The 19,962-nt window shown below is 66.7% G+C and carries 18 protein-coding genes; 6 read left to right on the top strand and 12 right to left on the bottom strand.

The window, feature by feature from the left end; translation table 11 throughout:
- The first annotated feature begins 78 nt into the window (after positions 1 to 78).
- Positions 79 to 2,715: an alanine--tRNA ligase gene (gene alaS / locus ACYVHH_RS01840; protein WP_460563309.1), complete on the top strand. Its 2,637-nt coding sequence runs from the start codon at positions 79 to 81 to the stop codon at positions 2,713 to 2,715.
- Between the two features lie 122 nt (positions 2,716 to 2,837).
- Here alaS and ACYVHH_RS01835 read toward each other — a convergent pair whose 3' ends face one another.
- The 6 genes from ACYVHH_RS01835 to ACYVHH_RS01810 form a co-directional block, all read right to left on the bottom strand.
- Positions 2,838 to 3,878: an acyltransferase family protein gene (locus ACYVHH_RS01835; protein ID WP_460563308.1), complete on the bottom strand. Its 1,041-nt coding sequence runs from the start codon at positions 3,876 to 3,878 to the stop codon at positions 2,838 to 2,840.
- Positions 3,875 to 4,822, bottom strand: a complete 948-nt coding sequence (locus ACYVHH_RS01830; RefSeq protein ID WP_460563307.1) for a pseudouridine synthase — start codon at positions 4,820 to 4,822, stop codon at positions 3,875 to 3,877. Before ACYVHH_RS01830 ends, ACYVHH_RS01835 begins: the two co-directional genes overlap by 4 nt.
- A gap of 30 nt (positions 4,823 to 4,852) precedes the next feature.
- Complete coding sequence (gene trmB, locus ACYVHH_RS01825) at positions 4,853 to 5,599, bottom strand: tRNA (guanosine(46)-N7)-methyltransferase TrmB (RefSeq protein WP_460563606.1); 747 nt, start codon at positions 5,597 to 5,599, stop codon at positions 4,853 to 4,855.
- An 8-nt stretch (positions 5,600 to 5,607) separates the two neighbouring features.
- A complete protein-coding gene (gene gluQRS, locus ACYVHH_RS01820) occupies positions 5,608 to 6,537 on the bottom strand; it encodes a tRNA glutamyl-Q(34) synthetase GluQRS (protein ID WP_460563306.1) in 930 nt (309 codons plus the stop codon).
- A 10-nt stretch (positions 6,538 to 6,547) separates the two neighbouring features.
- Positions 6,548 to 7,648, bottom strand: a complete 1,101-nt coding sequence (locus ACYVHH_RS01815; protein ID WP_460563304.1) for an NAD(P)/FAD-dependent oxidoreductase — start codon at positions 7,646 to 7,648, stop codon at positions 6,548 to 6,550.
- Between the two features lie 71 nt (positions 7,649 to 7,719).
- Complete coding sequence (locus ACYVHH_RS01810) at positions 7,720 to 8,682, bottom strand: LysR family transcriptional regulator (RefSeq protein WP_460563303.1); 963 nt, start codon at positions 8,680 to 8,682, stop codon at positions 7,720 to 7,722.
- Positions 8,683 to 8,799: 117 nt separating this feature from the next.
- On the opposite strand from ACYVHH_RS01810, the gene ACYVHH_RS01805 reads away from it, so the two are divergent.
- The 5 genes from ACYVHH_RS01805 to dnaE all read left to right on the top strand — a co-directional run bounded on the left by ACYVHH_RS01805 (position 8,800) and on the right by dnaE (position 16,415).
- A complete protein-coding gene (locus ACYVHH_RS01805) occupies positions 8,800 to 9,501 on the top strand; it encodes a pirin family protein (RefSeq protein ID WP_460563302.1) in 702 nt (233 codons plus the stop codon).
- 50 nt (positions 9,502 to 9,551) lie between these two features.
- Positions 9,552 to 10,106 carry a flavodoxin family protein gene (locus tag ACYVHH_RS01800; protein WP_460563301.1) on the top strand — a complete coding sequence of 185 codons (555 nt, stop codon included), beginning with the start codon at positions 9,552 to 9,554 and terminating at the stop codon, positions 10,104 to 10,106.
- Positions 10,107 to 10,155: 49 nt separating this feature from the next.
- Positions 10,156 to 10,851 (top strand): DUF599 domain-containing protein, encoded by a 696-nt coding sequence (locus tag ACYVHH_RS01795; RefSeq protein WP_460563300.1) that lies wholly within the window; start codon positions 10,156 to 10,158, stop codon positions 10,849 to 10,851.
- A gap of 197 nt (positions 10,852 to 11,048) precedes the next feature.
- On the top strand, positions 11,049 to 12,830 hold the full coding sequence (locus tag ACYVHH_RS01790) for a methyl-accepting chemotaxis protein (protein ID WP_460563299.1): 1,782 nt from the start codon (positions 11,049 to 11,051) through the stop codon (positions 12,828 to 12,830).
- A 21-nt stretch (positions 12,831 to 12,851) separates the two neighbouring features.
- On the top strand, positions 12,852 to 16,415 hold the full coding sequence (dnaE, locus tag ACYVHH_RS01785) for a DNA polymerase III subunit alpha (RefSeq protein ID WP_460563298.1): 3,564 nt from the start codon (positions 12,852 to 12,854) through the stop codon (positions 16,413 to 16,415).
- A 5-nt stretch (positions 16,416 to 16,420) separates the two neighbouring features.
- Here the strand turns inward: dnaE and tolA are convergent, their stop codons facing one another.
- Genes tolA through ribH form a run of 6 tightly spaced genes read right to left on the bottom strand, consistent with a single transcriptional unit; the run spans position 16,421 to position 19,961 of the window.
- Entirely contained in the window at positions 16,421 to 17,326 is a 906-nt protein-coding gene (gene tolA, locus ACYVHH_RS01780) for a cell envelope integrity protein TolA (RefSeq protein WP_460563297.1), read from the bottom strand.
- A gap of 22 nt (positions 17,327 to 17,348) precedes the next feature.
- Entirely contained in the window at positions 17,349 to 17,789 is a 441-nt protein-coding gene (locus ACYVHH_RS01775) for a biopolymer transporter ExbD (protein WP_460563296.1), read from the bottom strand.
- Positions 17,790 to 17,813: 24 nt separating this feature from the next.
- On the bottom strand, positions 17,814 to 18,536 hold the full coding sequence (gene tolQ, locus ACYVHH_RS01770; protein WP_460563295.1) for a protein TolQ: 723 nt from the start codon (positions 18,534 to 18,536) through the stop codon (positions 17,814 to 17,816).
- Positions 18,533 to 18,967 (bottom strand): tol-pal system-associated acyl-CoA thioesterase, encoded by a 435-nt coding sequence (gene ybgC, locus ACYVHH_RS01765; protein ID WP_460563294.1) that lies wholly within the window; start codon positions 18,965 to 18,967, stop codon positions 18,533 to 18,535. Before ybgC ends, tolQ begins: the two co-directional genes overlap by 4 nt.
- Positions 18,964 to 19,494, bottom strand: coding sequence for a transcription antitermination factor NusB (nusB, locus tag ACYVHH_RS01760; RefSeq protein WP_460563293.1), 531 nt, complete (start codon positions 19,492 to 19,494; stop codon positions 18,964 to 18,966). The genes ybgC and nusB overlap by 4 nt, the downstream gene beginning before the upstream one ends.
- Positions 19,491 to 19,961, bottom strand: a complete 471-nt coding sequence (ribH, locus tag ACYVHH_RS01755; protein WP_460563292.1) for a 6,7-dimethyl-8-ribityllumazine synthase — start codon at positions 19,959 to 19,961, stop codon at positions 19,491 to 19,493. Before ribH ends, nusB begins: the two co-directional genes overlap by 4 nt.
- Between the last annotated feature and the right edge of the window lies 1 nt (position 19,962).

Below are 19,962 nucleotides of genomic sequence, written 5' to 3'. Positions count from 1 at the left end.
GCCGCAAGGCAGGCCGGCGCCCAGGCCCCCAACACCTAACCCAGACCAACCGCGACGCGACCCACAGCGCAGCCGACCATGACCCAAGCATCCGCGAAACCCGTGGCCACCGTGGCCGAGATCCGCAAGACCTTCCTGGACTTCTTCGCCGAGCGCGGCCACACGGTCGTGGCGTCCAGCCCGCTGGTGCCGGGCAACGACCCCACGCTCATGTTCACCAACAGCGGCATGGTGCAGTTCAAGGACGTGTTCCTGGGCACCGACAAGCGCAGCTACGTGCGCGCCGCGTCCGTGCAGGCCTGCCTGCGCGCCGGTGGCAAGCACAACGACCTGGAGAACGTGGGCTACACCGCGCGCCACCACACCTTCTTCGAGATGCTGGGCAACTGGTCCTTTGGCGACTATTTCAAACGTGAGAGTCTGAAATGGGCCTGGGAACTGCTGACCGAGGTTTACAAGCTGCCCGCCGAGCGCCTGCTCGCCACCGTCTATGCCGAAGACGACGAGGCCTACGACATCTGGACGAAGGAGATCGGCCTGCCGCCCGAGCGCGTGATCCGCATCGGTGACAACAAGGGTGGCCGCTACAAGTCCGACAACTTCTGGATGATGGCCGACACCGGCCCCTGCGGCCCCTGCAGTGAGATCTTCTACGACCACGGCGACCACATCCCCGGCGGCCCCCCGGGCAGTCCTGAAGAAGACGGCGACCGCTTCATCGAGATCTGGAACAACGTGTTCATGCAGTTCGAGATGCACGAAGACGGCTCCGTCACCCCGCTGCCCGCCCCCTGTGTGGACACGGGCATGGGCCTGGAGCGCCTGGCCGCCATCCTGCAGCACGTGCACAGCAACTACGAAATCGACATCTTCGACGCGCTCATCAAGGCCGCTGCCCGCGAAACCGGCTGCACCGACCTGGCCAACCCCTCGCTCAAGGTGATCGCCGACCACATCCGCGCCACCGCCTTCCTCATCAGCGACGGCGTCATCCCCAGCAACGAAGGCCGGGGCTACGTGCAGCGCCGCATCGTGCGCCGCGCCATCCGCCACGGCTACAAGCTGGGCCGCAAGGCACCGTTCTTCCACAAGCTGGTGCCCGACCTGGTGGCGCTGATGGGGGACGCCTACCCCAATCTGGCCGCCAACGCGCAGCGCATCACCGAAGTGCTCAAGGCCGAAGAGGAGCGCTTCTACGAAACGCTGGAAAACGGCATGGAGATTCTCGACGCAGCCCTGGGCGGTGGCGAGAAGGTGCTGCCCGGCGACGTGGCCTTCAAGCTGCACGACACTTACGGCTTCCCGCTGGACCTGACCAACGACGTGTGCCGCGAGCGTGGCGTGTCGGTGGACGCCGACGGCTTCAACGCCGCCATGGAGCGTCAGAAGGCCCAGGCCCGTGCCGCAGGCAAGTTCAAGATGGACAAGGCGCTGGACTACACCGGCGCTGGCAACACCTTCGTGGGCTACGAACAGCTGGCAGCCCAGGCCAAGGTGGTGGCCCTGTACGTGGATGGCACGCCCGTGGCTGAACTCAAGCAAGGCCAGGCCGGTGTGGTGGTGCTGGACACCACCCCCTTCTACGCCGAAAGCGGCGGCCAGGTAGGCGACCAGGGCACGCTCACCAGTGGCTCTGCTAGGTTCGCGGTGGAAGACACCCTCAAGATCAAGGCCGACGTGTTCGGCCACCACGGCGTGCTCGAGACCGGCACCCTCGCCGTGGGCGACCACGTGCAGGCTCAGGTGGACATGGCCTTGCGCGCCGCCACCATGCGCAACCACTCGGTCACGCACATCATGCACAAGGCCCTGCGCGAAGTGCTGGGCAGCCACGTGCAGCAAAAGGGCTCGCTCGTCAACGCCGACCGCACCCGCTTCGACTTCGCGCACAACGCCCCCGTTACCGACGCGCAGATCCGCGAGATCGAAGCCCGCGTCAACGCCGAGATCCTGGCCAACAGCGCCACCCAGGCGCGCGTGATGGACATTGAAAGCGCCCAGAAGACCGGCGCCATGATGCTGTTTGGCGAGAAGTACGGCGAAACCGTGCGCGTGCTCGACATCGGCACCAGCCGCGAACTGTGCGGCGGTACCCACGTGCAGCGCACGGGTGACATTGGCCTGTTCAAGGTGGTGGCCGAAGGTGGCGTGGCCGCAGGTGTGCGCCGTATTGAAGCCGTGACCGGCGCCAACGCCCTGGCCTACCTGCAGCAGCTGGAAGGCACCGTGGCCGAGGCGGCAGGTGCGCTCAAGGCCCCCACCGCCGAGCTGACCAACCGCATTGGCGCTGCGCTGGAGCAGATCAAGAACCTGGAAAAGGAAGTGGCCGCGCTCAAGGGCAAGCTGGCCTCTGCCCAGGGCGACGAGCTGCTGGGCCAGGCCGTGGACGTGAAGGGCCTGAAGGTGCTGGCTGCCAAGCTGGAAGGTGCCGACGCCAAGACCCTGCGCGAGACCATGGACAAGCTCAAGGACAAGCTCAAGACCGCCGCCATCGTGCTGGCTGCCGTGGACGGTGGCAAGGTGCAGATCGCTGCTGGCGTGACCGCCGACAGCACGGGCAAGGTCAAGGCCGGTGAGCTGGTCAACTTCGTCGCCCAGCAGGTGGGCGGCAAAGGCGGCGGCAAGCCCGACATGGCCATGGCTGGCGGCACCGACGCCGCAGGCCTGCCCCAGGCCCTGGCCAGCGTGCAAGGGTGGGTGGCCGAGCGGGTGTGACCGCCCAAGCCATTCCCGGCTGAATGGAAAAAACCGCAGTGTGTTGAGCACTGCGGTTTTTTTGTTGGATGGCTTGTCCTACTCAGGGGCAAGTTCGTGTCGTGCTTGGTTGCGCTTGCAGGTCAGCGCCTGACCCACCTCGCCAGTGGTGCCTCCACCCACCGCTCGAATGCCCAGCCCAGCGCCACGCTCACCGCCCACAGGGCGGCATACATGGCCAGGCCTGCACTGGGGGTGGACCATTCCATCGCTTCGAACAATGCGTTACCCAGCAGCAGCACGGGGAAGTGCACCAGGAAGAGTGCGTAGGACGAGCGGCCCAGCGTTTCCAGCACCTTTTCCAGCCAGATGGGGGCCAGCGTGAAGGTGCGCCCCTGGGTCAGGCCCAGCCACAGCGCCACGGCCAAGGCCAGGGCGATGCGGGTGCGGTATTCCAGCGCCAAGGCCAGCAGGCCCACCAGCGCCATGGCCAGCAGCCACCAGGCCCGGCGGCTGGTGCTGCCCCACTGGCCCGCCCAGCGGGCGGCCACGCCCAGGCCGTAGGCACCAAAGAAGTAGATGGACCAGTCGTCCAGCGCTGGGTCGCGGTTCCACAGCAGCAGCGAGGCCACTGTGGCCAGCAGCACGAGCCCCATGGCGGGCCAGCGCTGGCCGCCCCGCTGGCCCAGCCACAGCAGCAGGGCCAGCAGCGCGTGCAGCTGGAAGTCGATGGCCACGTACCACACCCCCGCAGAAAGGGCTTCCACGCCCAGCACTTCGTGCAGCAGCATGGCGTGCGCCAGCAGTTGTTGCACGGTTGGCGTGCCGGGCACAAAGTCGTCGGCCAGCCAGGGGCGCACCACGGCTGCAGCCCCCAGAGCCAGCAGCAAGGCTGCCAAGAAGGGTGGTGCCAGCCGCAGGTAGCGTCGCCAGACGCTGCTCCACAGGGCAGACGCATCACCTGCCATGGCGGGCATCAGGCTTTGCGCGGCCAGGTAGCCGCCCAGCACCAGGAACACCTGCACCGCCATGCGCCCGTAGTCGTAAAGCCAACCCATGGTCCCTGGGGTGGTGCCGTACATGCTTTCGGCCACCGGGCCGTAGGCGGCCAGGTGATGCAGCACGATCAGTTGCGACGCTACCACTTTCAGTGCGTCGATGGCGGGTTGGCGCTGGAAGCTCATGCCGGTCCGGGCAGGGCCAGTTGCAGGCGGCTCTCGAACCGGCGGGGCTGGCCGGTGACGGGGTCGGTGAATGCAATGGCACGCGCCAGCAGCCGCAGGGGTTCGGCAAAGTCTTCCAGCTCACCTGGGCCGCGCCGCACCACAGGGTAGAACTGGTCGCCCAGCAGGGGCAGCCCCAGGCCGTGCATGTGCACGCGCAACTGGTGGCGCTTGCCGGTCACGGGCTCCAGCCGGTAGCGGGCCCAGTCGCCGTGGCGCTCCAGCAGGTGGATGTGCGTCTCGCTGTTGGGCGGCAGGTTCTCTTCGGGGCGGGCTTCGCGCATGCGGTAGAAGGCGTCTTCCTGCTCCAGGATGTGGCTGCGCCGGGTCTGTGGCCAGGTCATGCCTTCGCGCCAGGGGGCGATGGCTTCGTAGGTCTTGTCCACCAGCCGGTCGCGGAACAGGCGCTGGTAGGCGTCACGTTCGGGCGGCTGCACGCTGAACACCACCAGCCCGGCGGTTTCGCGGTCTATGCGGTGCAGCGGGCTCAGGTTGGGCAGGTTCAGGCGCTGCTTCAGGCGCACCAGCAGCGTTTCGCGCACGTAGCGGCCACCGGGTGTGACGGGCAGGAAGTGCGGCTTGTCGGCCACCAGCAGGTGCTCGTCTTGGAAGACAACCGATTCCTCGAAGGGTATGGCGGGCTCATGGGGCAGGGCGCGCCAGTAGTAAACGCGCGCGCCGTGTTCGTAGGGTGCGCCAGGCGGCAGGGGCAGGCCATCGTCACCCACCACCTCGCCGCGCACCATGCGTTCATGCCATTCGGCACGGTTTACTGCGGGCAGGCGTTCGGCCAGAAAGTCCAGCACCGTGGGCCAGGGTGCCACGCGCATGCGCGGCAGGGACACGCAGCTGGGCGACACCCCGTCGCGCATGGGGATGGCGGCATTCTTGGCAACGTGGGCCATGGCGCAGGGCTGGCGGAAAGGGGTGGTGCTTCAGACGCGGCGGAACACCACGTCCCACACGCCATGGCCCAGGCGCAGGCCGCGGTTCTCGAACTTGGTGAGCGGGCGGTAGTCGGGTTTGGGCGCGTAGCCGTCCAGGCCGGCATCGCTGGCGGTGTTGGCCAGGCGCGGCTCGGCGCTCAGCACCTCCAGCATCTGTTCGGCGTAGGGTTGCCAGTCGGTGGCGCAATGGATGTAGCCACCAGGCTTGAGGCGGCTCACCAGTTTGGCCACGAAGGGCGGCTGCACCAGGCGGCGCTTGTTGTGCTTCTTCTTGTGCCAGGGGTCGGGGAAGAAGATGTGCACGCCGTCGATGGAGCCTTCTGTCAGCATGTGGTCGATCACTTCCACCGCGTCGTGCTGCAGGATGCGGATGTTGGTGATGTCCTGTTCGCCGATGCGCTTGAGCAGCGCGCCCACGCCGGGCTCGTGCACCTCGCAGCACAGGAAGTTGTCTTGCGGGCGCACGCGGGCGATGTGCGCGGTGGCTTCGCCCATGCCGAAGCCGATTTCCAGGATCAGTGGGGCGGTGCGGCCATACGCCTGGGCTGCGTCCAGCGGCTGGCCGCTGTAGGGCAGCACGAAGCGCGGCCCGTACAGCTCAAAGGCCTTGGCCTGGCCGGTGGTGGTGCGGCCCGCGCGCTTGACGAAACTCTTGATCGTCTTCGGGTGTGCCACGTGGGCGGGCGCCTGGGCTTCGCTGGTCGAGTCGGCGGCAGGGCTGGGGGTGTCGGAAATGGAGGTGTTCACGGCCCGGGATTGTAGAGACCCCCGGGCTGGCAGGCTTGCCGCCAGTCGGCTGTCCAGGCCGTCAGGGCCTGCTGCACCGTGCCGCCATGCGGGGGCAGGCCCAATGCAGCAGCGGCCTGGTGGAGTGCCGCCAGCGGGTCGCTCAGATCCACGGGCTGGGCGCCGTTCTGCTTGCTCAGCTTCTCGCCATTGGGCCCCAGCACCAGGGGGGTGTGCAGGTACGCCGGGGTGGGCAGGCCCAGCGCCTGCTGCAGCACGATCTGTCGCGCGGTGTTGTCTGCCAGGTCTTCGCCACGGACCACGTGGGTGACGCCTTGCGCCGCGTCGTCCACCGCCACAGCCAGTTGGTAGGCCCACAGGCCGTCGGCGCGCCTGAGCACAAAGTCGCCGACCTCGCGGGCCACATCCTGTTGCTGCGCGCCCAGGCGGCGGTCGTGCCATGGCAGTGGTGCAGGCAGTTGCAGGCGCTGGCACACCGCTTCCACATGCAGCCGCCAGGCACGGCCTGGGCGGCCTTGAAGTCCGCCGCGCTCCGGGCGGCAGGTGCCGGGGTAAACCAGTTCCGCATGGCGTTCGCGGCTCAGGCCCTGGGCGGCCCAAGCCTGTTCGATGTCTTTGCGGGTGCAGGCGCAGGGGTAGGCCAGCCCGGCGGAGGCCAGCTTGTCCAGCGCCTGCTGGTACAGCGTGCCGCGTTGCGACTGCCACACGGGTGGCGCGTCGGCCACCAGCCCGCAGGTGGCCAGTTGTTGCAGGATGGCAGTGTCTGCACCCGGCACGCAGCGCGGGGTGTCCACGTCCTCGATCCGCACCAGCCAGCGCCCGCCATGCGCGCGCGCATCCAGCCAACTGGCCAGCGCAGCCACCAGCGAACCGGGGTGCAGCGTGCCGGTGGGCGAGGGGGCAAAGCGGCCGACGTAGCCCGCCATCGGCGCTCCGTCAGGCGATGGCCAGCGCCAGGTCCAGACCTGAGACGAATGCGCTTTCCACGCGGTAGCCCAGGCACCAGTCGCCGCACAGGCCGATGCCCAGCTTGGCGTTCCACAGGTAGGGGCGGCCGAGCGGCTTGCGCGTCTGCGCGTAGCGCCAGCGGTGGGCCACGGCGTGGCTGGGCGTGGCGCGTATGCCGGTGATCTCGGCAAAGCCCTTGAGCAGCTTGGCTGCCACGCGCTCGGCGTCGTCTTCCAGGTGTTCGGCAGACCACTCGGGGCTGGCCTGCACGGTCCAGCGTTCCACCTGGCTGCGGCCGGGTTTGCTGGTTTCGCGTGCCACCCAGCGGATGCGGTGGTGGTCGCTGCGCGCCGCATGCCAGTGCGGGCCGAACTGTGCCAGCCCGGGCTGCATGGCCTGCGGGAAGGCCAGCATCAGTGTCCAGCAGGGCGACACCTGCACGGCGCCCAGCGCGTCGCGCAGGGCCGGGGCCAGCTGCGAGGCCTGGAGCAGTTGCTGGGCCTGCACGTGGGGCAGGGCGAGCACAACCTGGTCAAAGCCACCGTGCACCTGCTGCGCTCCGTCGGGCGAGTCGGTGCGCAGCTGCCATTGCTTGGGGTGCAGGGCATCGGGTTCGATGCGTGTGACCTGGGTCTCCAGCAGCAGGCGGGCATTCAAGCGGCCGTCGGCCAGGGGTTCAGCCCAGGCCTTGACCAGTGAACTCATGCCGGGCGAGGCCACCCAGTGCACCTCGGCGGGTGCAGGCGCGCTGGCCAGCGTCTGGCCGAGCGCGTCAAGCACGCGCACGGTGTTCACGCGCCAGGGGGCTGCCAGGCCGGGCGTGGTCTTGAGCGCCAACGCAAAGCGTGGGTCGCGCACGGTGAAGTACTGCGCGCCATGGTCGAAACCGCCAAATTCGCTGCGGCGCGTGGCCATGCGTCCGCCCGCGCCCTTGCTCTTTTCCAGCAAGGTCACGCGGTGCCCGGCCTGTACCAGCGTACGTGCACAGGTCACCCCGGCCATGCCTGCGCCCACCACGGCAATGTGGCGTGGCGGCGCCGAAGGACCGTTGGCAGTGCGTTGGCTGGGTGCGCGCTTCGGGTTCGGCATGGGGTTCTCCGTGGGTTTGGGGTATCTTTTCAGGGCTCACTGTAACAGCGCTCGCGGGTCTCGCGGCGCTGTCAGCGCTGGTGGTGGTTCTCCAGCAGGGCGCGGCGTGTCTTGGGGCTGGCCAGCTGCGTGAGCCACCACTCCATGGCCCTGCCGTGGGTGTTGCTGTCGGCCGACAGGCGGTCTGCGTGCGGCAGCCGCCAGGCGTACCCGGGCTGGTAGATGCGCGGCGGCAGGGCCACGTCCTTGCGCACCAGATGACCGGCATCAATGTAGGGCTGCACCATCGGCAAGGGCAGGGAGCCGCAACCCAGCCCGCGCAACTGCGCCTCGAGCTTGTGCTGCATGCTCGGCACGGTCAGCACGTCCTGCCCGGGCAGCAGCCCGAAGCTCAGCCCGCCGCCGCGTTGCGTGGAGTCGGCCACGGCCACCACGCGGTGGCGCTGCAGTTCGGCCGCCGTGAGTGTGTGAGAGACGGCCGCGAGCGGGTGGTGCGGTGCCACGACGAACACGAAGGACACCTCGCCGAGCTGCTCGAAGCGCAAGCTGGAAGAGGCCGTGCCGTGCATGGACACGCCCAGCGCCAGGTCGGCTTGGCCGTTGAGTACCACTTCCAGCGTGCCTGAAAGCGTTTCGGCGCGCAGCCGCAGCCGTGTCGGGGCGCCCAGGCTGTAGAACGCCTCACACAGCTCGAAGAGCGTGGTGCGGGAAACGATGGCGTCTGCCGCAATGGTGAACTGCGGCTCCCACCCCGTGGCCACGCGCTTGACGCGCTGCGCCACCGCGTCCAGCTCCAGCAGCAGGTGCTCGCCCGCGCGCAGCAATTCGGCGCCCGCCGGGGTGAGCTGGGCGCGGCGCGAGCGGCGGTCGAACAGCAGCACGTCCAGCGCATCCTCCATCTGCCGCACACGGTAGGTCAGGGCGCTGGGCACCAGGCCCAGTTCTCGGGCAGCCGCCGCCATGCTGCCCGTGCGGGCCACCGTTTCCACCAGGTGGAGGTTTTCGGGTGAGAGCGCTACGCGTTGTTTTTGCATGTTGGAGGCGCTGATGTTCAGTGAATTTGAATGATGCCACCAAACCGCTGCGGCGTCATCTGTGTGCCATATGGGTACAGTGAAGCCATCGGCATTCAGTCTCAACCGGAGGTCCACATGATCACTTTGCGTCGTTCCCAGGAGCGTGGCTACGCTGACCACGGCTGGCTCAAGAGCTTCCATTCCTTTTCGTTCGCGGGCTACTACGACCCGGCCCACATGGGGTGGGGCAACCTGCGCGTCATCAACGAGGACCGCATTGCCCCGGGCACCGGCTTTGGCACGCACGGCCACCGCGACATGGAGATCATCAGCTACGTGCTGCAGGGCGAGCTGGCCCACCAGGACAGCATGGGCAACGTCAAGGGCATTCCCCCCGGAGAGGTGCAGCGCATGAGCGCGGGCCGCGGCGTGATGCACAGCGAGTTCAACCATGCACCCAACCAGACCACGCATTTCCTGCAGATCTGGATTGAGCCCAACGTGACCGGCATTGCCCCCAGCTACGAACAGAAGGCCTTTGCCGATGCCGACAAGCGCGGGCAGCTGCGCCTGGTGGCGTCGCCCGACGGCGCCAAGGACTCGGTGACCATCCACGCCGACGCAGCCCTGTACGCAGGCCTGTTCGATGGCGACGAGAAGGCAGAGCTGACGCTGGACCCGGCGCGCCTGGGTTATGTGCACCTGGTTCGGGGCGAGCTGGAAGTCAACGGCCAGCGCCTGCAGGCCGGTGACGCAGCCATGCTGCAGGGTGAATCCCAGGTCACGCTGGCCAAGGGGCGTGACGCCGAAGTGCTGGTGTTTGATCTGGCCAACTGACCAATTCTCAAGGCGCGAGGCGCGCCGGTAAATCGCAGGAGCGAATCCACATGGCAAACGTTTACGTTGTGTACCACTCGGGTTATGGCCACACCCAGCGCCTGGCGCAAGCCGTGGCCCAGGGGGCCGGTGCCGAATTGCTGGCCATCGACGCCGAGGGCAACCTGCCCGACGGCGGCTGGGAGGCCTTGGCCCGGGCCGACGCCATCATCCTCGGCAGCCCCACCTACATGGGCAGCGTGAGCTGGCAGTTCAAGAAGTTCGCAGACGCTTCCAGCAAGCCCTGGTACACCCAGCAGTGGAAAGACAAGGTGTTCGCGGCCTTCACCAACAGTTCAAACATCAACGGCGACAAGCTGTCCACCTTGCACTACATGTTTACCCTGGCCATGCAGCACGGCGGCATATGGGTGGGCAATGGCGTGAGCTACCACAACACCAAGGCCTCGCAGCGCGACGACGTGGGCTACCTCGCATCGTCCAGTGGCGTGATGGGCCAGACCCCCTCCGATGTAGGGGCCGCCGACATGAACCCTGGCGACCTGGAAACCGCACGGCTCCTGGGCGAACGCGTGGCGCAGGTCGCCGCCCGGCTCAAGGGTTGAGCACCCGGCGGGTGCTGAAAACCGGCCGGTGCCATCGTAAGATGGCCGCATGAAGATCCTCAGCATCCTTCCCTGGGCCGACTGGCTGGCGCTGGTCGGCTTTTTCACCTTGTGGGTGGGTTACGCGTGGTTCGCCAAGGTGTGGGGCCAGCGGCGGCCGTCCTTGCTGGCCACCACCAACCGTTACCGCGCCTACTGGATGCGTCAGGCCACCGCCCGCGACCCCCGAATGCTCGACGGCCTCATCACCCAGAGCCTGTCGCAGACACCATCGTTCTTTTCGTCGACCGCTATTCTTGTGATCGGTGGCCTGTTTGCCGTGCTCGGTACCACCGAAAAGGCCACGGAGCTGATGAGTGAAATACCGTTTGCCCAATCCACACCGCTGATTGTCTTCGAATTCAAGGTGCTGGTGCTGATAAGCATATTCGTTTACGCATTTTTCCGGTTTTCGTGGTGTATGCGTCAATACACTTTCGTGGCACTGGTGATTGGTTCCATGCCGCCGCCGGAAGATTTCGACAGCGGCAAATTCGACCGCAAGGTCTACGCCGACCGCGCTGCCGCCATGGTGGGCGCCGCGGCAGAGAGCTTCAACGACGGGTTGCGGGCCTACTACTTCTCGTTTGCTGCGCTGGCGTGGTTCATTTCACCCGTAGCCATGATCATGGCCACCGGTCTGGTGGTGCTCATTCTTTATAGCCGTGAATTCCGTTCCGAGGTGCTTCACATTCTTAGAGATTGATTAGGTTATTGATGCATGGCTATTCCATAAATCACCCTATTTGATGGATGGGTTGTTTTTTTGCTGGTTGGCAGATGTTGGATTTTTGAAACAACTTTTGAGCGGTGTTTTAGGGTAAATCCTGATGTTGAATAATTGAACCGGGTGATGTGCATTGGAGGCATGTCGCATCGGTGTTTTATTCCATCGGGATTTCCATGAAAACGGGATTGACGATCAAGGCGCAGCTACTGCTGTTGATGGGCGTGTTGCTGCTCATGCTGGTGGGGGTTGGGGCGCTAGGCGCTTACGAACTGCGTGTGGCGGAGCGGCGGGTGGAGACGTTGTACGCAGACCGCGTGGTGCCGCTCTCCCAGCTCAAGAAGGTGGCCGACATGTACGCGGTGAACATCGTCGATGCGGCGCACAAGGCCGCAGATGGCGCGTTCACACTGGCGCAAGCACTTGCTGCCGTGCAAGGTGCCCGGAAGGAGATTGCCGATACATGGCAGGCGTACCGGGCGACCCGCCTGACCGGCGAGGAGGCGGCGCTGGTGGCTCGAATCGAGCCCATGTTCAAAGTGACCGATGCCAGTACCGATAGGCTGGAATCCTTGCTGAAGGCGGGTGACCAGGCAGGTGTGGGCGAATTCCGGGCGCGGGAGATGTACCCCGTCTTCGATCCGCTGCAGGAAGTGGTGGCGGGCCTGATCCAGGTGCAGCTGGACGAGTCCCAGAGAGCCTACGCGCAGGCCCAGGCCGACAGCATGGCGGTGCGCTGGACGGTGCTGGCTTCGATAGCGGCTGCCTGTTGTGTCGGGGTGGCCTTGTCCATGTGGATCATTGGCGGGCTGGTGCGGGCGCTGGGCGCGGAGCCTGCCGAGGTGCGTCTGGTTGCACAGACGGTGGCGCAAGGTGACCTGACCGGCAACTTCCGCTTGCGCCAGGGCGACCATGACAGCGTGATGGCCGCCATGCAGACGATGAACGAAAACCTCAAGCGCATTGTCGGCACCGTCCGCTCGAACGCCGAGAGCGTGGCCGCCGCCACGGTGCAGCTGGCGCAGGGCACGCAGGACCTGGCCGGCCGCACCGAGGCGCAGGCCAGCACGCTGGAGCAGACGGCTGCCGCCATGGAGCAGTTGGGCACCACGGTGCAGCACAACGCCGACAGCGCCCAGCAGGCGAACCAGCTGGCGCACAGCGCCTCCGAGGTGGCCGGGTCGGGCGGTGACGTGGTGGCTCAGGTGGTAGATACGATGCGCGACATCGACACCAGCAGCCAGAAGATCGCGGACATCATCGCCGTGATCGACGGTATCGCCTTCCAGACCAACATCCTTGCGCTCAATGCCGCGGTGGAGGCGGCGCGGGCAGGTGAGCAAGGCCGGGGTTTTGCCGTGGTGGCAGGCGAGGTGCGCAGCCTGGCGCAGCGCAGTGCCGAGGCCGCGAAGGAGATCAAGACCCTCATCACCGCCAGCGTGGAGCGGGTGTCACAAGGCACGGCCCTGGCCGACCGGGCGGGTGCCACCATGGGGCAGGTGGTGGATTCCATCCGCCGTGTGACCGATCTGGTAGGTGAAATCAGTTCCGCCACGCGTGAGCAGACGCAGGGCATGGCCATGGTCAGTGACGCCGTCACCCACATGGACCGCGACACCCAGCAGAACGCCGCGCTGGTGGAGGAAAGCGCCACCGCCACGCAGAGTCTGAGCCGCCAGGCGGCGGCCCTGGTGGATGCCGTGGCCGTGTTCAAGCTGGGCGATGGGCTGGCCCCACGGAAGATCGTGGCGCAGGCCAGGCCTGCTCAGGCCGAGTTGCCCGTGCCGCGAGCCGCCAGGGCGCCTGCGCTTGCCCCTGCTGCAGCGCCTTCTGAGCCGCAAAAACGTCAGGCGCTCCCGGTGCACAAGTCCGCCGCCGTGCCGCCCCCTGCGGCCAAGCACGCCCGGCTGGCCAAACCCGTGGCCGAGGCGGTTGCCGACGAGTGGGAGAGCTTCTGACTTCCTTCCTACAATCGGTGGATGTTTGTCCACCTGCGCCTGCATTCCGAGTTTTCCGTTGTTGACGGCGTCACCCGCATCGACGACGCCGTTTCCGCCGCCGCTGCCGATGGCCAGCCCGCGCTGGCACTGACCGACCTGAACAACCTGTTTGGCGCCGTCAAGTTTTACAAGGCGGCCAGGGGCGGCGGCGTCAAGCCCGTGCTGGGGGCAGACGTGGTGGTGCAGGGGCTGGGCGGCGAGCCGGCGCCGGGTGCTTCCGCCGTGCAGCAGAGCCTGCCGCGCCTGCTGCTGCTGGTGCAAAGCCACCAGGGTTACCTGAATTTGTGTGAATTGCTGGCCAGGGCCTGGACGGGCAATGTGGTGCGCGACCAGGCTGCCATCAAGTGGGAGTGGCTGCAGGAGCTCAACGAAGGCCTGATCGTGCTGTCCGGCGCCGCCATGGGACCGGTAGGGCAGGCCCTGTTGGCGGGCGACGATGCCAAGGCGGCCGACCTGGCCTTGCAACTGGCCGGGGCGTTTCCGCACCGCTTCTACATCGAGATCCAGCGCGCCGAGCGCCCCGACGACGAGCGCCACGTGATGGCCGCCGTGCCGCTGGCCGCTCGCCTGCGCCTGCCGGTGGTGGCGACGCACCCCATCCAGTTCCTGGCGCCCGACGATTACGAATCCCACGAGGCGCGGGTCTGCATTGCCGAAGGCGAGATCCTGGGCAACCAGCGCCGTGTGCGCAAGTTCACGCGCGAGCAGTACTTCAAGTCGGCGGCCGAGATGGCCGAGTTGTTTGCCGACGTGCCCTCGGCCCTGGCCAACACGCTGGAAATCGCACGCCGCTGCAACCTGACGCTGACGCTGGGCAAGCCGCAATTGCCCAACTTCCCCATCCCGCCCGTCGATGGCGTGGTGATGTCGGTGGAGGAGTACTTCCGCCACGTGTCGCACGAGGGGCTGAAGGCCCGCCTGATCCACCTCTACCCGGATGAAGCCCAGCGCGAGGCCGAGCGCCCGCGCTACGTGGAGCGGCTGGAGTTCGAGCTCAACACGATCCTGAAGATGGGGTTCCCGGGCTACTTCCTCATCGTGTCGGACTTCATCAAATGGGCCAAGGAAAACGGCTGCCCGGTGGGGCCGGGCCGGGGTTCCGGTGCAGGCTCGCTGGTGGCCTACGCGCTGCTCATCACCGATCTGGACCCGCTGCAGTACAACCTGCTGTTCGAGCGCTTCCTGAACCCGGAGCGGGTGTCCATGCCCGACTTCGACATCGACTTCTGCCAGACCAACCGCGACCGCGTCATCGACTACGTCAAGGACAAGTACGGCAAGGACGCGGTGAGCCAGATCGCCACCTTCGGCACCATGGCAGCGCGGGCGGCCATCCGCGACGTGGGCCGCGTGCTCGACTTCGCCTACGGTTTCTGCGACGGCATCTCCAAGCTCATCCCCAACAAGCCGGGCATGAGCGTGACGCTGCAATACCCGCCCAACCCGCCCAAGGACGGCGACAAGAACAACTACGCCATCGCCATGGAGCCCATCCTGGCCGAGCGCATCCAGAAGGAAGAGGACGTCAAGACGTTGATCGAGCTGGCGCAGAAGCTCGAAGGCATGACGCGCAACATCGGCATGCACGCCGGGGGCGTGCTGATCGCGCCGGGCAAGCTCACCGACTTCTGCCCGCTCTACCAGCAGCCGGGCAGCGAATCGGCGGTGAGCCAGTACGACAAGGACGACGTGGAGGCCGTCGGCCTGGTGAAGTTCGACTTCCTGGGCCTGGCCACGCTGACCATCCTGGAGCTGGCCAAGGAATTCATCGTTAGGCGCCACCCCAGCCAGGCCAACTTCGCGTTCGAGAACATCCCCCTCAACGACCGGCCCACCTACAAGCTCTTCCAGGATGGCAAGACCGAAGCGGTGTTCCAGTTTGAAAGCCGCGGCATGCAGGGCATGTTGCGCGACGCCAAGCCCACGCGGCTGGAAGACCTGATCGCCCTGAACGCGCTGTACCGCCCGGGCCCGATGGACCTGATCCCCACCTTCGTGGCGCGCAAGCACGGCCGCGAGGAGGTGATCTACCCGCACCCGCTGACCGAACCCGTGCTGGCCGAGACCTACGGCATCATGGTGTACCAGGAGCAGGTGATGCAGACGGCGCAGGTGCTGGGCGGCTACTCGCTCGGTGGCGCCGACATGCTTCGCCGCGCCATGGGCAAAAAGAAGCCCGAGGAGATGGCGGAGCACCGCATCATCTTCCGCAAGGGCGCGGCCGAGAAGGGCATCAGCGAAGAGAAGGCCGACGAGGTCTTCGACTTGATGGAGAAGTTTGCGGGCTACGGCTTCAACAAGTCGCACGCCGCTGCCTATTCGCTGCTGGCGTACCACACGGCGTGGCTGAAGGTGCACTTCACGGCGGAGTTCTTCTGCGCCAACATGACCATCGAAATGGACGACACCGACAAGCTCAAGGTGTTGTTCGAGGACGCGCTCAAGTTCGGCATCACTTTCGACCCGCCGGACGTGAACCGGGGCACCTACCGCTTCGAGCCGGTCAGCGACAAGGTGATCCGCTACGGCCTGGGGGCCGTCAAGGGCACGGGGCAGCAGGCGATCGAGGCCATCGTGGCCGCGCGCGAAGGCCGTGGCGTGGGCCCGCGTGGTGATGTGGTGGGGCCCTTCACCAGCCTGTTCGACTTCTGCGCCCGTGTGGACCGCAGCCGCTTGAACAAGCGCACGGTGGAGGCGCTGATCAAGGCTGGCGCGTTCGATTCGTTTGATCTCAACCGTGCGTCGCTGCTGGCGTCGGTGGAGCGCGCATTTGACTACGCCAACGCCCAGCAGGCCAACGCCAACCAGGGCGGCCTGTTCGACATGCTGGGCGACGACGACCACGGCGCCAGCACCCAGGAGCCCGACCTGGTGGAGATGCTGCCTTGGGGCGTGAAAGAGCGCCTGACGCACGAAAAGACGGCGATCGGCTTCTACCTTTCGGGCCACCTGTTCGACGAAGTGGAGCGCGAGGTGCGCCGCTTCGCGCGCACGCCCGTGGGCGACGTGGTGGACAGCCGCGATCCAGTGCTGCTGGCCGCCATCGTGACCGACCTGCGCATCATCAACGGCCAGCGCGGCAAGGTGGCCATTTTCAAGCTCGACGACAAAACCGGCACGATGGAAGCCACCGCCGACGAGAACCTGATCAACCAGCACCGAAACCTGCTCAAGGACGACGAGTTGGTGATTGCTCAGGTGCTGGCGCAGCCGGACCGCTTCTCGGGCGGCTTGCGGCTGAAGGTGCAGCAGCTGTGGGACCTGGGCGCGGCGCGCTGCCGCTTTGGCAAGTATCTGCGTGTGGCTGTCAATGGGCATGCGCCCGACGTGGCGGCGCTGGTGCGCGAGTTCCCGCCGCAACGCGAACAGACGGAGCAGGGCGAACTGGTGCGTGGGCTGCCGGTGCGCTTTCAGGTGCTGCGCGACACCGCGCGTTGCGAGGTGCAGCTGGACGACCGAGCGCTGTTCTTCCCCTCAGACGCGGCGCTGGCTGCCTGGATGGCGCAGGCCCACGAGCGCCGGGCAGAGATTGTGTTTGACTGACCCGCTCAGTCCTGCGGCCTGAAGATCAGTTCCAGGGTGCCGGGTACCCGGCCGTTCTCGTCCTTGGGCAGTGTGGCGGTGCGGTCGATCGCGCGCAGCACGGCCTCGTCCCAGCCCGCATGGCCGCTGGACTTGAGCAGCTTGCGCCCGACGATGGTGCCGTCGGGCATGGCGCGGACTTCCACCTCCGCGCGCGGGTTGCCCGGGATGGTTTCGGTGAACACGATGTTGGGCTTGATGCGTGCCACCAGCTTGCCCGCGTAGGACGCAGAAGGCCCGCTGGACTGTTGTGCCGTGCCTGTCGAGCGCGACGAACCCATGGCGCCGGCCTGGCCCAGCATGCGCTCCAGGTTCTTCTTGCGCTCGGCCTCCAGCTGTGCCTGCTGGCGCGCCGCTTCCTTCTCGCGGGCGGTCTGCTCGGCTTTCTCCTTGGCGGCCTGAGCCTCGCGTTTCTTGCGTTCAGCCTCGCGCTTGGCGGCGGCCTCGCGTTCGGCCTGCCGCTGCTCTTCCCTGCGGCGGGCTTCTTCCTGCTTCTTGCGCTCCGCTTCCAGGTGCAGCTTGTCCTCGCGCTCTTTCTCGCGCTTCTTCTGAAGGGCGATCTCGGCCTGGCTAGGGCCGGTCGGTTCGGCCACGGGTGCGGGTTTGGGGGGCGGGGCGGGCTCGGGTTCCGGGCGCGGCTCAGGGGCGGGTGGCTGAGGCGGTTCGGGTTCGCTGGCGCGCGGTGCCGCCACCTCTGGCAGGCGCGACCACAGCTCCGCCTCCATCACCACTTGCGCGTCACGCTGCCAGCCTACACCCCAAGTCAGCGCCAGCACCAGCAGCAGGTGCACGACGACGGCGATCAGCAGCGGCCCGCGCCAGCGCCCGGCTTGCGGCGGGTTCAGGTCCAGGGTGTCGGCGGTGGCCTGCATGCGGGCGTGCTCCTGTCCGCGCTCAGCGCCCCTGTTGCACCGACAGGCCCACGCGCTGGATGCCTGCCTTCTGCAACTGATCCATGACGTTGATCACGGCCTCGTACTTCACGCTCTTGTCGGCACTGATGACCACCGGCACCACGGCCTGGCCTTCCACGGGCGCGCCCTGCAGGTCGCGCACGCGCTGAACCAGGGCCTTGTCGCTCACGTCCTCGGCCTGTGCGCTGGCGGTGCCGTCCTTCACCTGCAGCCGGGCGTCCTTGTCGATGATGACCTGCACGTAACGGTCAGGTTGGCGCGCGGCCTGGCCCACGCTGGGCAGGTCGATCATGCTGGGGGTGATGAGCGGTGCCGTCACCATGAAGATGATCAGCAGCACCAGCATCACGTCGATGAACGGCACCATGTTGATGTCGTTCATGGTGCGGCGGCCTCTGCCTCGGGGTGTGACTGCGGGCATCGCGCTTTCCTTTGCGGCGTGGCTTCAGTGCCCCGGGGACACGGTGGCCGGGCCCCCCGCGCTACTTGCACCGGCGGCGCCAACGTTGCGGTGCAGGATGTTGGAGAACTCTTCCATGAAGGTCTCCAGCCGGTTGGCGGCGCGGTCGATCTCGTGGGTGAAGCGGTTGTACGCCACCACTGCCGGAATGGCGGCGAACAGGCCGATGGCGGTGGCCACCAGCGCTTCCGCGATGCCAGGTGCCACCGTGGCCAGCGTCACCTGGGTGAGCGCGGCCAGGCCGGTGAAGGCGTGCATGATGCCCCACACCGTGCCAAACAGCCCCACGTAGGGCGACACGGAGCCGACCGAGCCCAGAAAGGACAGGTTCACCTCCAGCGCGTCCAGTTCGCGCTGGTAGCTTGCGCGCATGGCGCGGCGTGCGCCATCAAGCAGTGCATCGGGCTGCGTGATGCGGCGCTCGCGCAGCTTGTGGAACTCGCGCATGCCGCTGGCGAAGATGCGTTCCATCGGGCTGCCGTCGCGGGCGTTGCGCGTGGCGGCCAGGTACAGGTCGTTCAGGTTGGCGCCAGACCAGAAGTCGCGCTCGAATTCCTCGGTGAGGCGCTTGACCCGCTTGAGGGCGAACACCTTGCGGAAGATCGCTGCCCAGCTGATGACCGAGACCGTGATGAGCAGAACCACCACGGCCTGCACCACCCAGCTCGCGTTGAGCATCAGCTCGACGATGGAAAAATCGTGGTTCATCGGGGTTGCAAAACGTTGATGATCGGTTGCGGGATGCGGCCTGGGCGCATTTCATCAGCCTGTACCCAGCCGATGCGTATGCTGCCTTCACAAAGCAGGGCCGAACGTTCGCCGTCCTGCGTGAGCCAAGCCTCTTGTTGCAGTGTCATCGAAGCGCGTCCGAGTTCCCCGACGCGTGCCGTGACTTGCAACAAATCGTCAAGCCGCGCGGGGCGGTGGTAGCGCAGCTCGGTGCCGCTCACCACGAACATGCCGCCGGTGTCCTCGCGCAGGCGCTGTTGCTGCACGCCCAAGCTGCGCAGCCATTCGGTGCGTGCCCGTTCGAAGAACTTCAGGTAGTTCGCGTAGAAGACGATGCCGCCAGCGTCGGTGTCTTCCCAGTAGACACGCACCGGCCAGCAGAAGGTGTCTGCCGTGGCAAGGGATGTCACGCCTGCGCGCTCCCACCCTTGCGGGCCTGGTCGCGGTTCACTTCCAGCGCGCGCAACTGGGGCGCCAGCTGGTTGAGCACGCCATTGACGTACTTGTGCCCGTCGGTGCCGCCGAAGGACTTGGCCAGCTCGATGCATTCATTGATCACCACGCGCCACGGCACGTCCAGGCAGTGCTTGAACTCGTAGGCGCCAATCCACAGCACGCCGCGTTCGATGGGCGATATCTCGGCCAGCGGGCGGTCCAGCAGCGGCGTGACCAGCGCGTCCAGCGCGTCGGCCTCGGCGATGCAGCCGTGCAGCAGTGCGTCGTAGTGCGCACTGTCGGCCTTGTGGAAGCCGGTCAGATCGCGGGTGAACAGGTCGATGTCCTCGGCCTCGTTGCGGCCCACCAGATGCTGGTAGATCGCCTGCAGGGCGAATTCGCGCGCACGGGTGCGGGCGGACTTGTCGCTGGCCTTCTTGAAGGCTGCGCGGGGGGCGGCTTTGTCACCCTTGTCGGCGCTGTTGGGGGTATCGTCGCTCATGATGCCTGGATGCGGTTGAGCAGCTGGGCCATCTCCACCGCCACCTGGGCGGCGTCACGGCCTTTTTCTTCCTGGCGGGCTACGGCCTGCGGCAGGTTCTCGGTGGTGATGATGGCGTTGGCCACGGGAATCTGGTAGTCCAGCGCAACGCGTGTCACGCCAGCAGCGGATTCGTTGCAGACCAGTTCGAAGTGGTAGGTCTCACCACGGATCACGCAGCCCAGGGCGATCAGGGCGTCGAATTTTTCGGTTTCAGCCATGGCCTGCAGGGCGGACGGCACCTCCAGCGCGCCAGGTACCTGCACGTGCTGGATGTTGGCCTCGGCCACGCCCAGGGCATGCAGTTCGGTCACACAGGCTTGCGCCAGGGCGTTGGTGATGCCCTGGTTGAAGCGCGCCTGCACGATGCCGATGCGCAGTTTCGATCCGTCCAGCGCACCGGCGCTGCCTTTGTCGGCTACCAACATG

This window comes from Hydrogenophaga aquatica, assembly GCF_054780915.1.
This window is presented reverse-complemented; position numbering and strand designations above follow the sequence as displayed.

Coding starts and splice junctions, on each gene's coding strand:
- alaS (WP_460563309.1), top strand. CDS start 79: ATGACCCAAGCATCCGCGAAACCCGTGGCCACCGTGGCCGAGATCCGC.
- ACYVHH_RS01835 (WP_460563308.1), bottom strand. CDS start 3,878: ATGAGCTTCCAGCGCCAACCCGCCATCGACGCACTGAAAGTGGTAGCG.
- ACYVHH_RS01830 (WP_460563307.1), bottom strand. CDS start 4,822: ATGGCCCACGTTGCCAAGAATGCCGCCATCCCCATGCGCGACGGGGTG.
- gluQRS (WP_460563306.1), bottom strand. CDS start 6,537: ATGGCGGGCTACGTCGGCCGCTTTGCCCCCTCGCCCACCGGCACGCTG.
- ACYVHH_RS01815 (WP_460563304.1), bottom strand. CDS start 7,648: ATGCCGAACCCGAAGCGCGCACCCAGCCAACGCACTGCCAACGGTCCT.
- ACYVHH_RS01810 (WP_460563303.1), bottom strand. CDS start 8,682: ATGCAAAAACAACGCGTAGCGCTCTCACCCGAAAACCTCCACCTGGTG.
- ACYVHH_RS01805 (WP_460563302.1), top strand. CDS start 8,800: ATGATCACTTTGCGTCGTTCCCAGGAGCGTGGCTACGCTGACCACGGC.
- ACYVHH_RS01800 (WP_460563301.1), top strand. CDS start 9,552: ATGGCAAACGTTTACGTTGTGTACCACTCGGGTTATGGCCACACCCAG.
- ACYVHH_RS01795 (WP_460563300.1), top strand. CDS start 10,156: ATGAAGATCCTCAGCATCCTTCCCTGGGCCGACTGGCTGGCGCTGGTC.
- ACYVHH_RS01790 (WP_460563299.1), top strand. CDS start 11,049: ATGAAAACGGGATTGACGATCAAGGCGCAGCTACTGCTGTTGATGGGC.
- dnaE (WP_460563298.1), top strand. CDS start 12,852: ATGTTTGTCCACCTGCGCCTGCATTCCGAGTTTTCCGTTGTTGACGGC.
- tolA (WP_460563297.1), bottom strand. CDS start 17,326: ATGCAGGCCACCGCCGACACCCTGGACCTGAACCCGCCGCAAGCCGGG.
- ACYVHH_RS01775 (WP_460563296.1), bottom strand. CDS start 17,789: ATGCCCGCAGTCACACCCCGAGGCAGAGGCCGCCGCACCATGAACGAC.
- tolQ (WP_460563295.1), bottom strand. CDS start 18,536: ATGAACCACGATTTTTCCATCGTCGAGCTGATGCTCAACGCGAGCTGG.
- nusB (WP_460563293.1), bottom strand. CDS start 19,494: ATGAGCGACGATACCCCCAACAGCGCCGACAAGGGTGACAAAGCCGCC.
- ribH (WP_460563292.1), bottom strand. CDS start 19,961: ATGTTGGTAGCCGACAAAGGCAGCGCCGGTGCGCTGGACGGATCGAAA.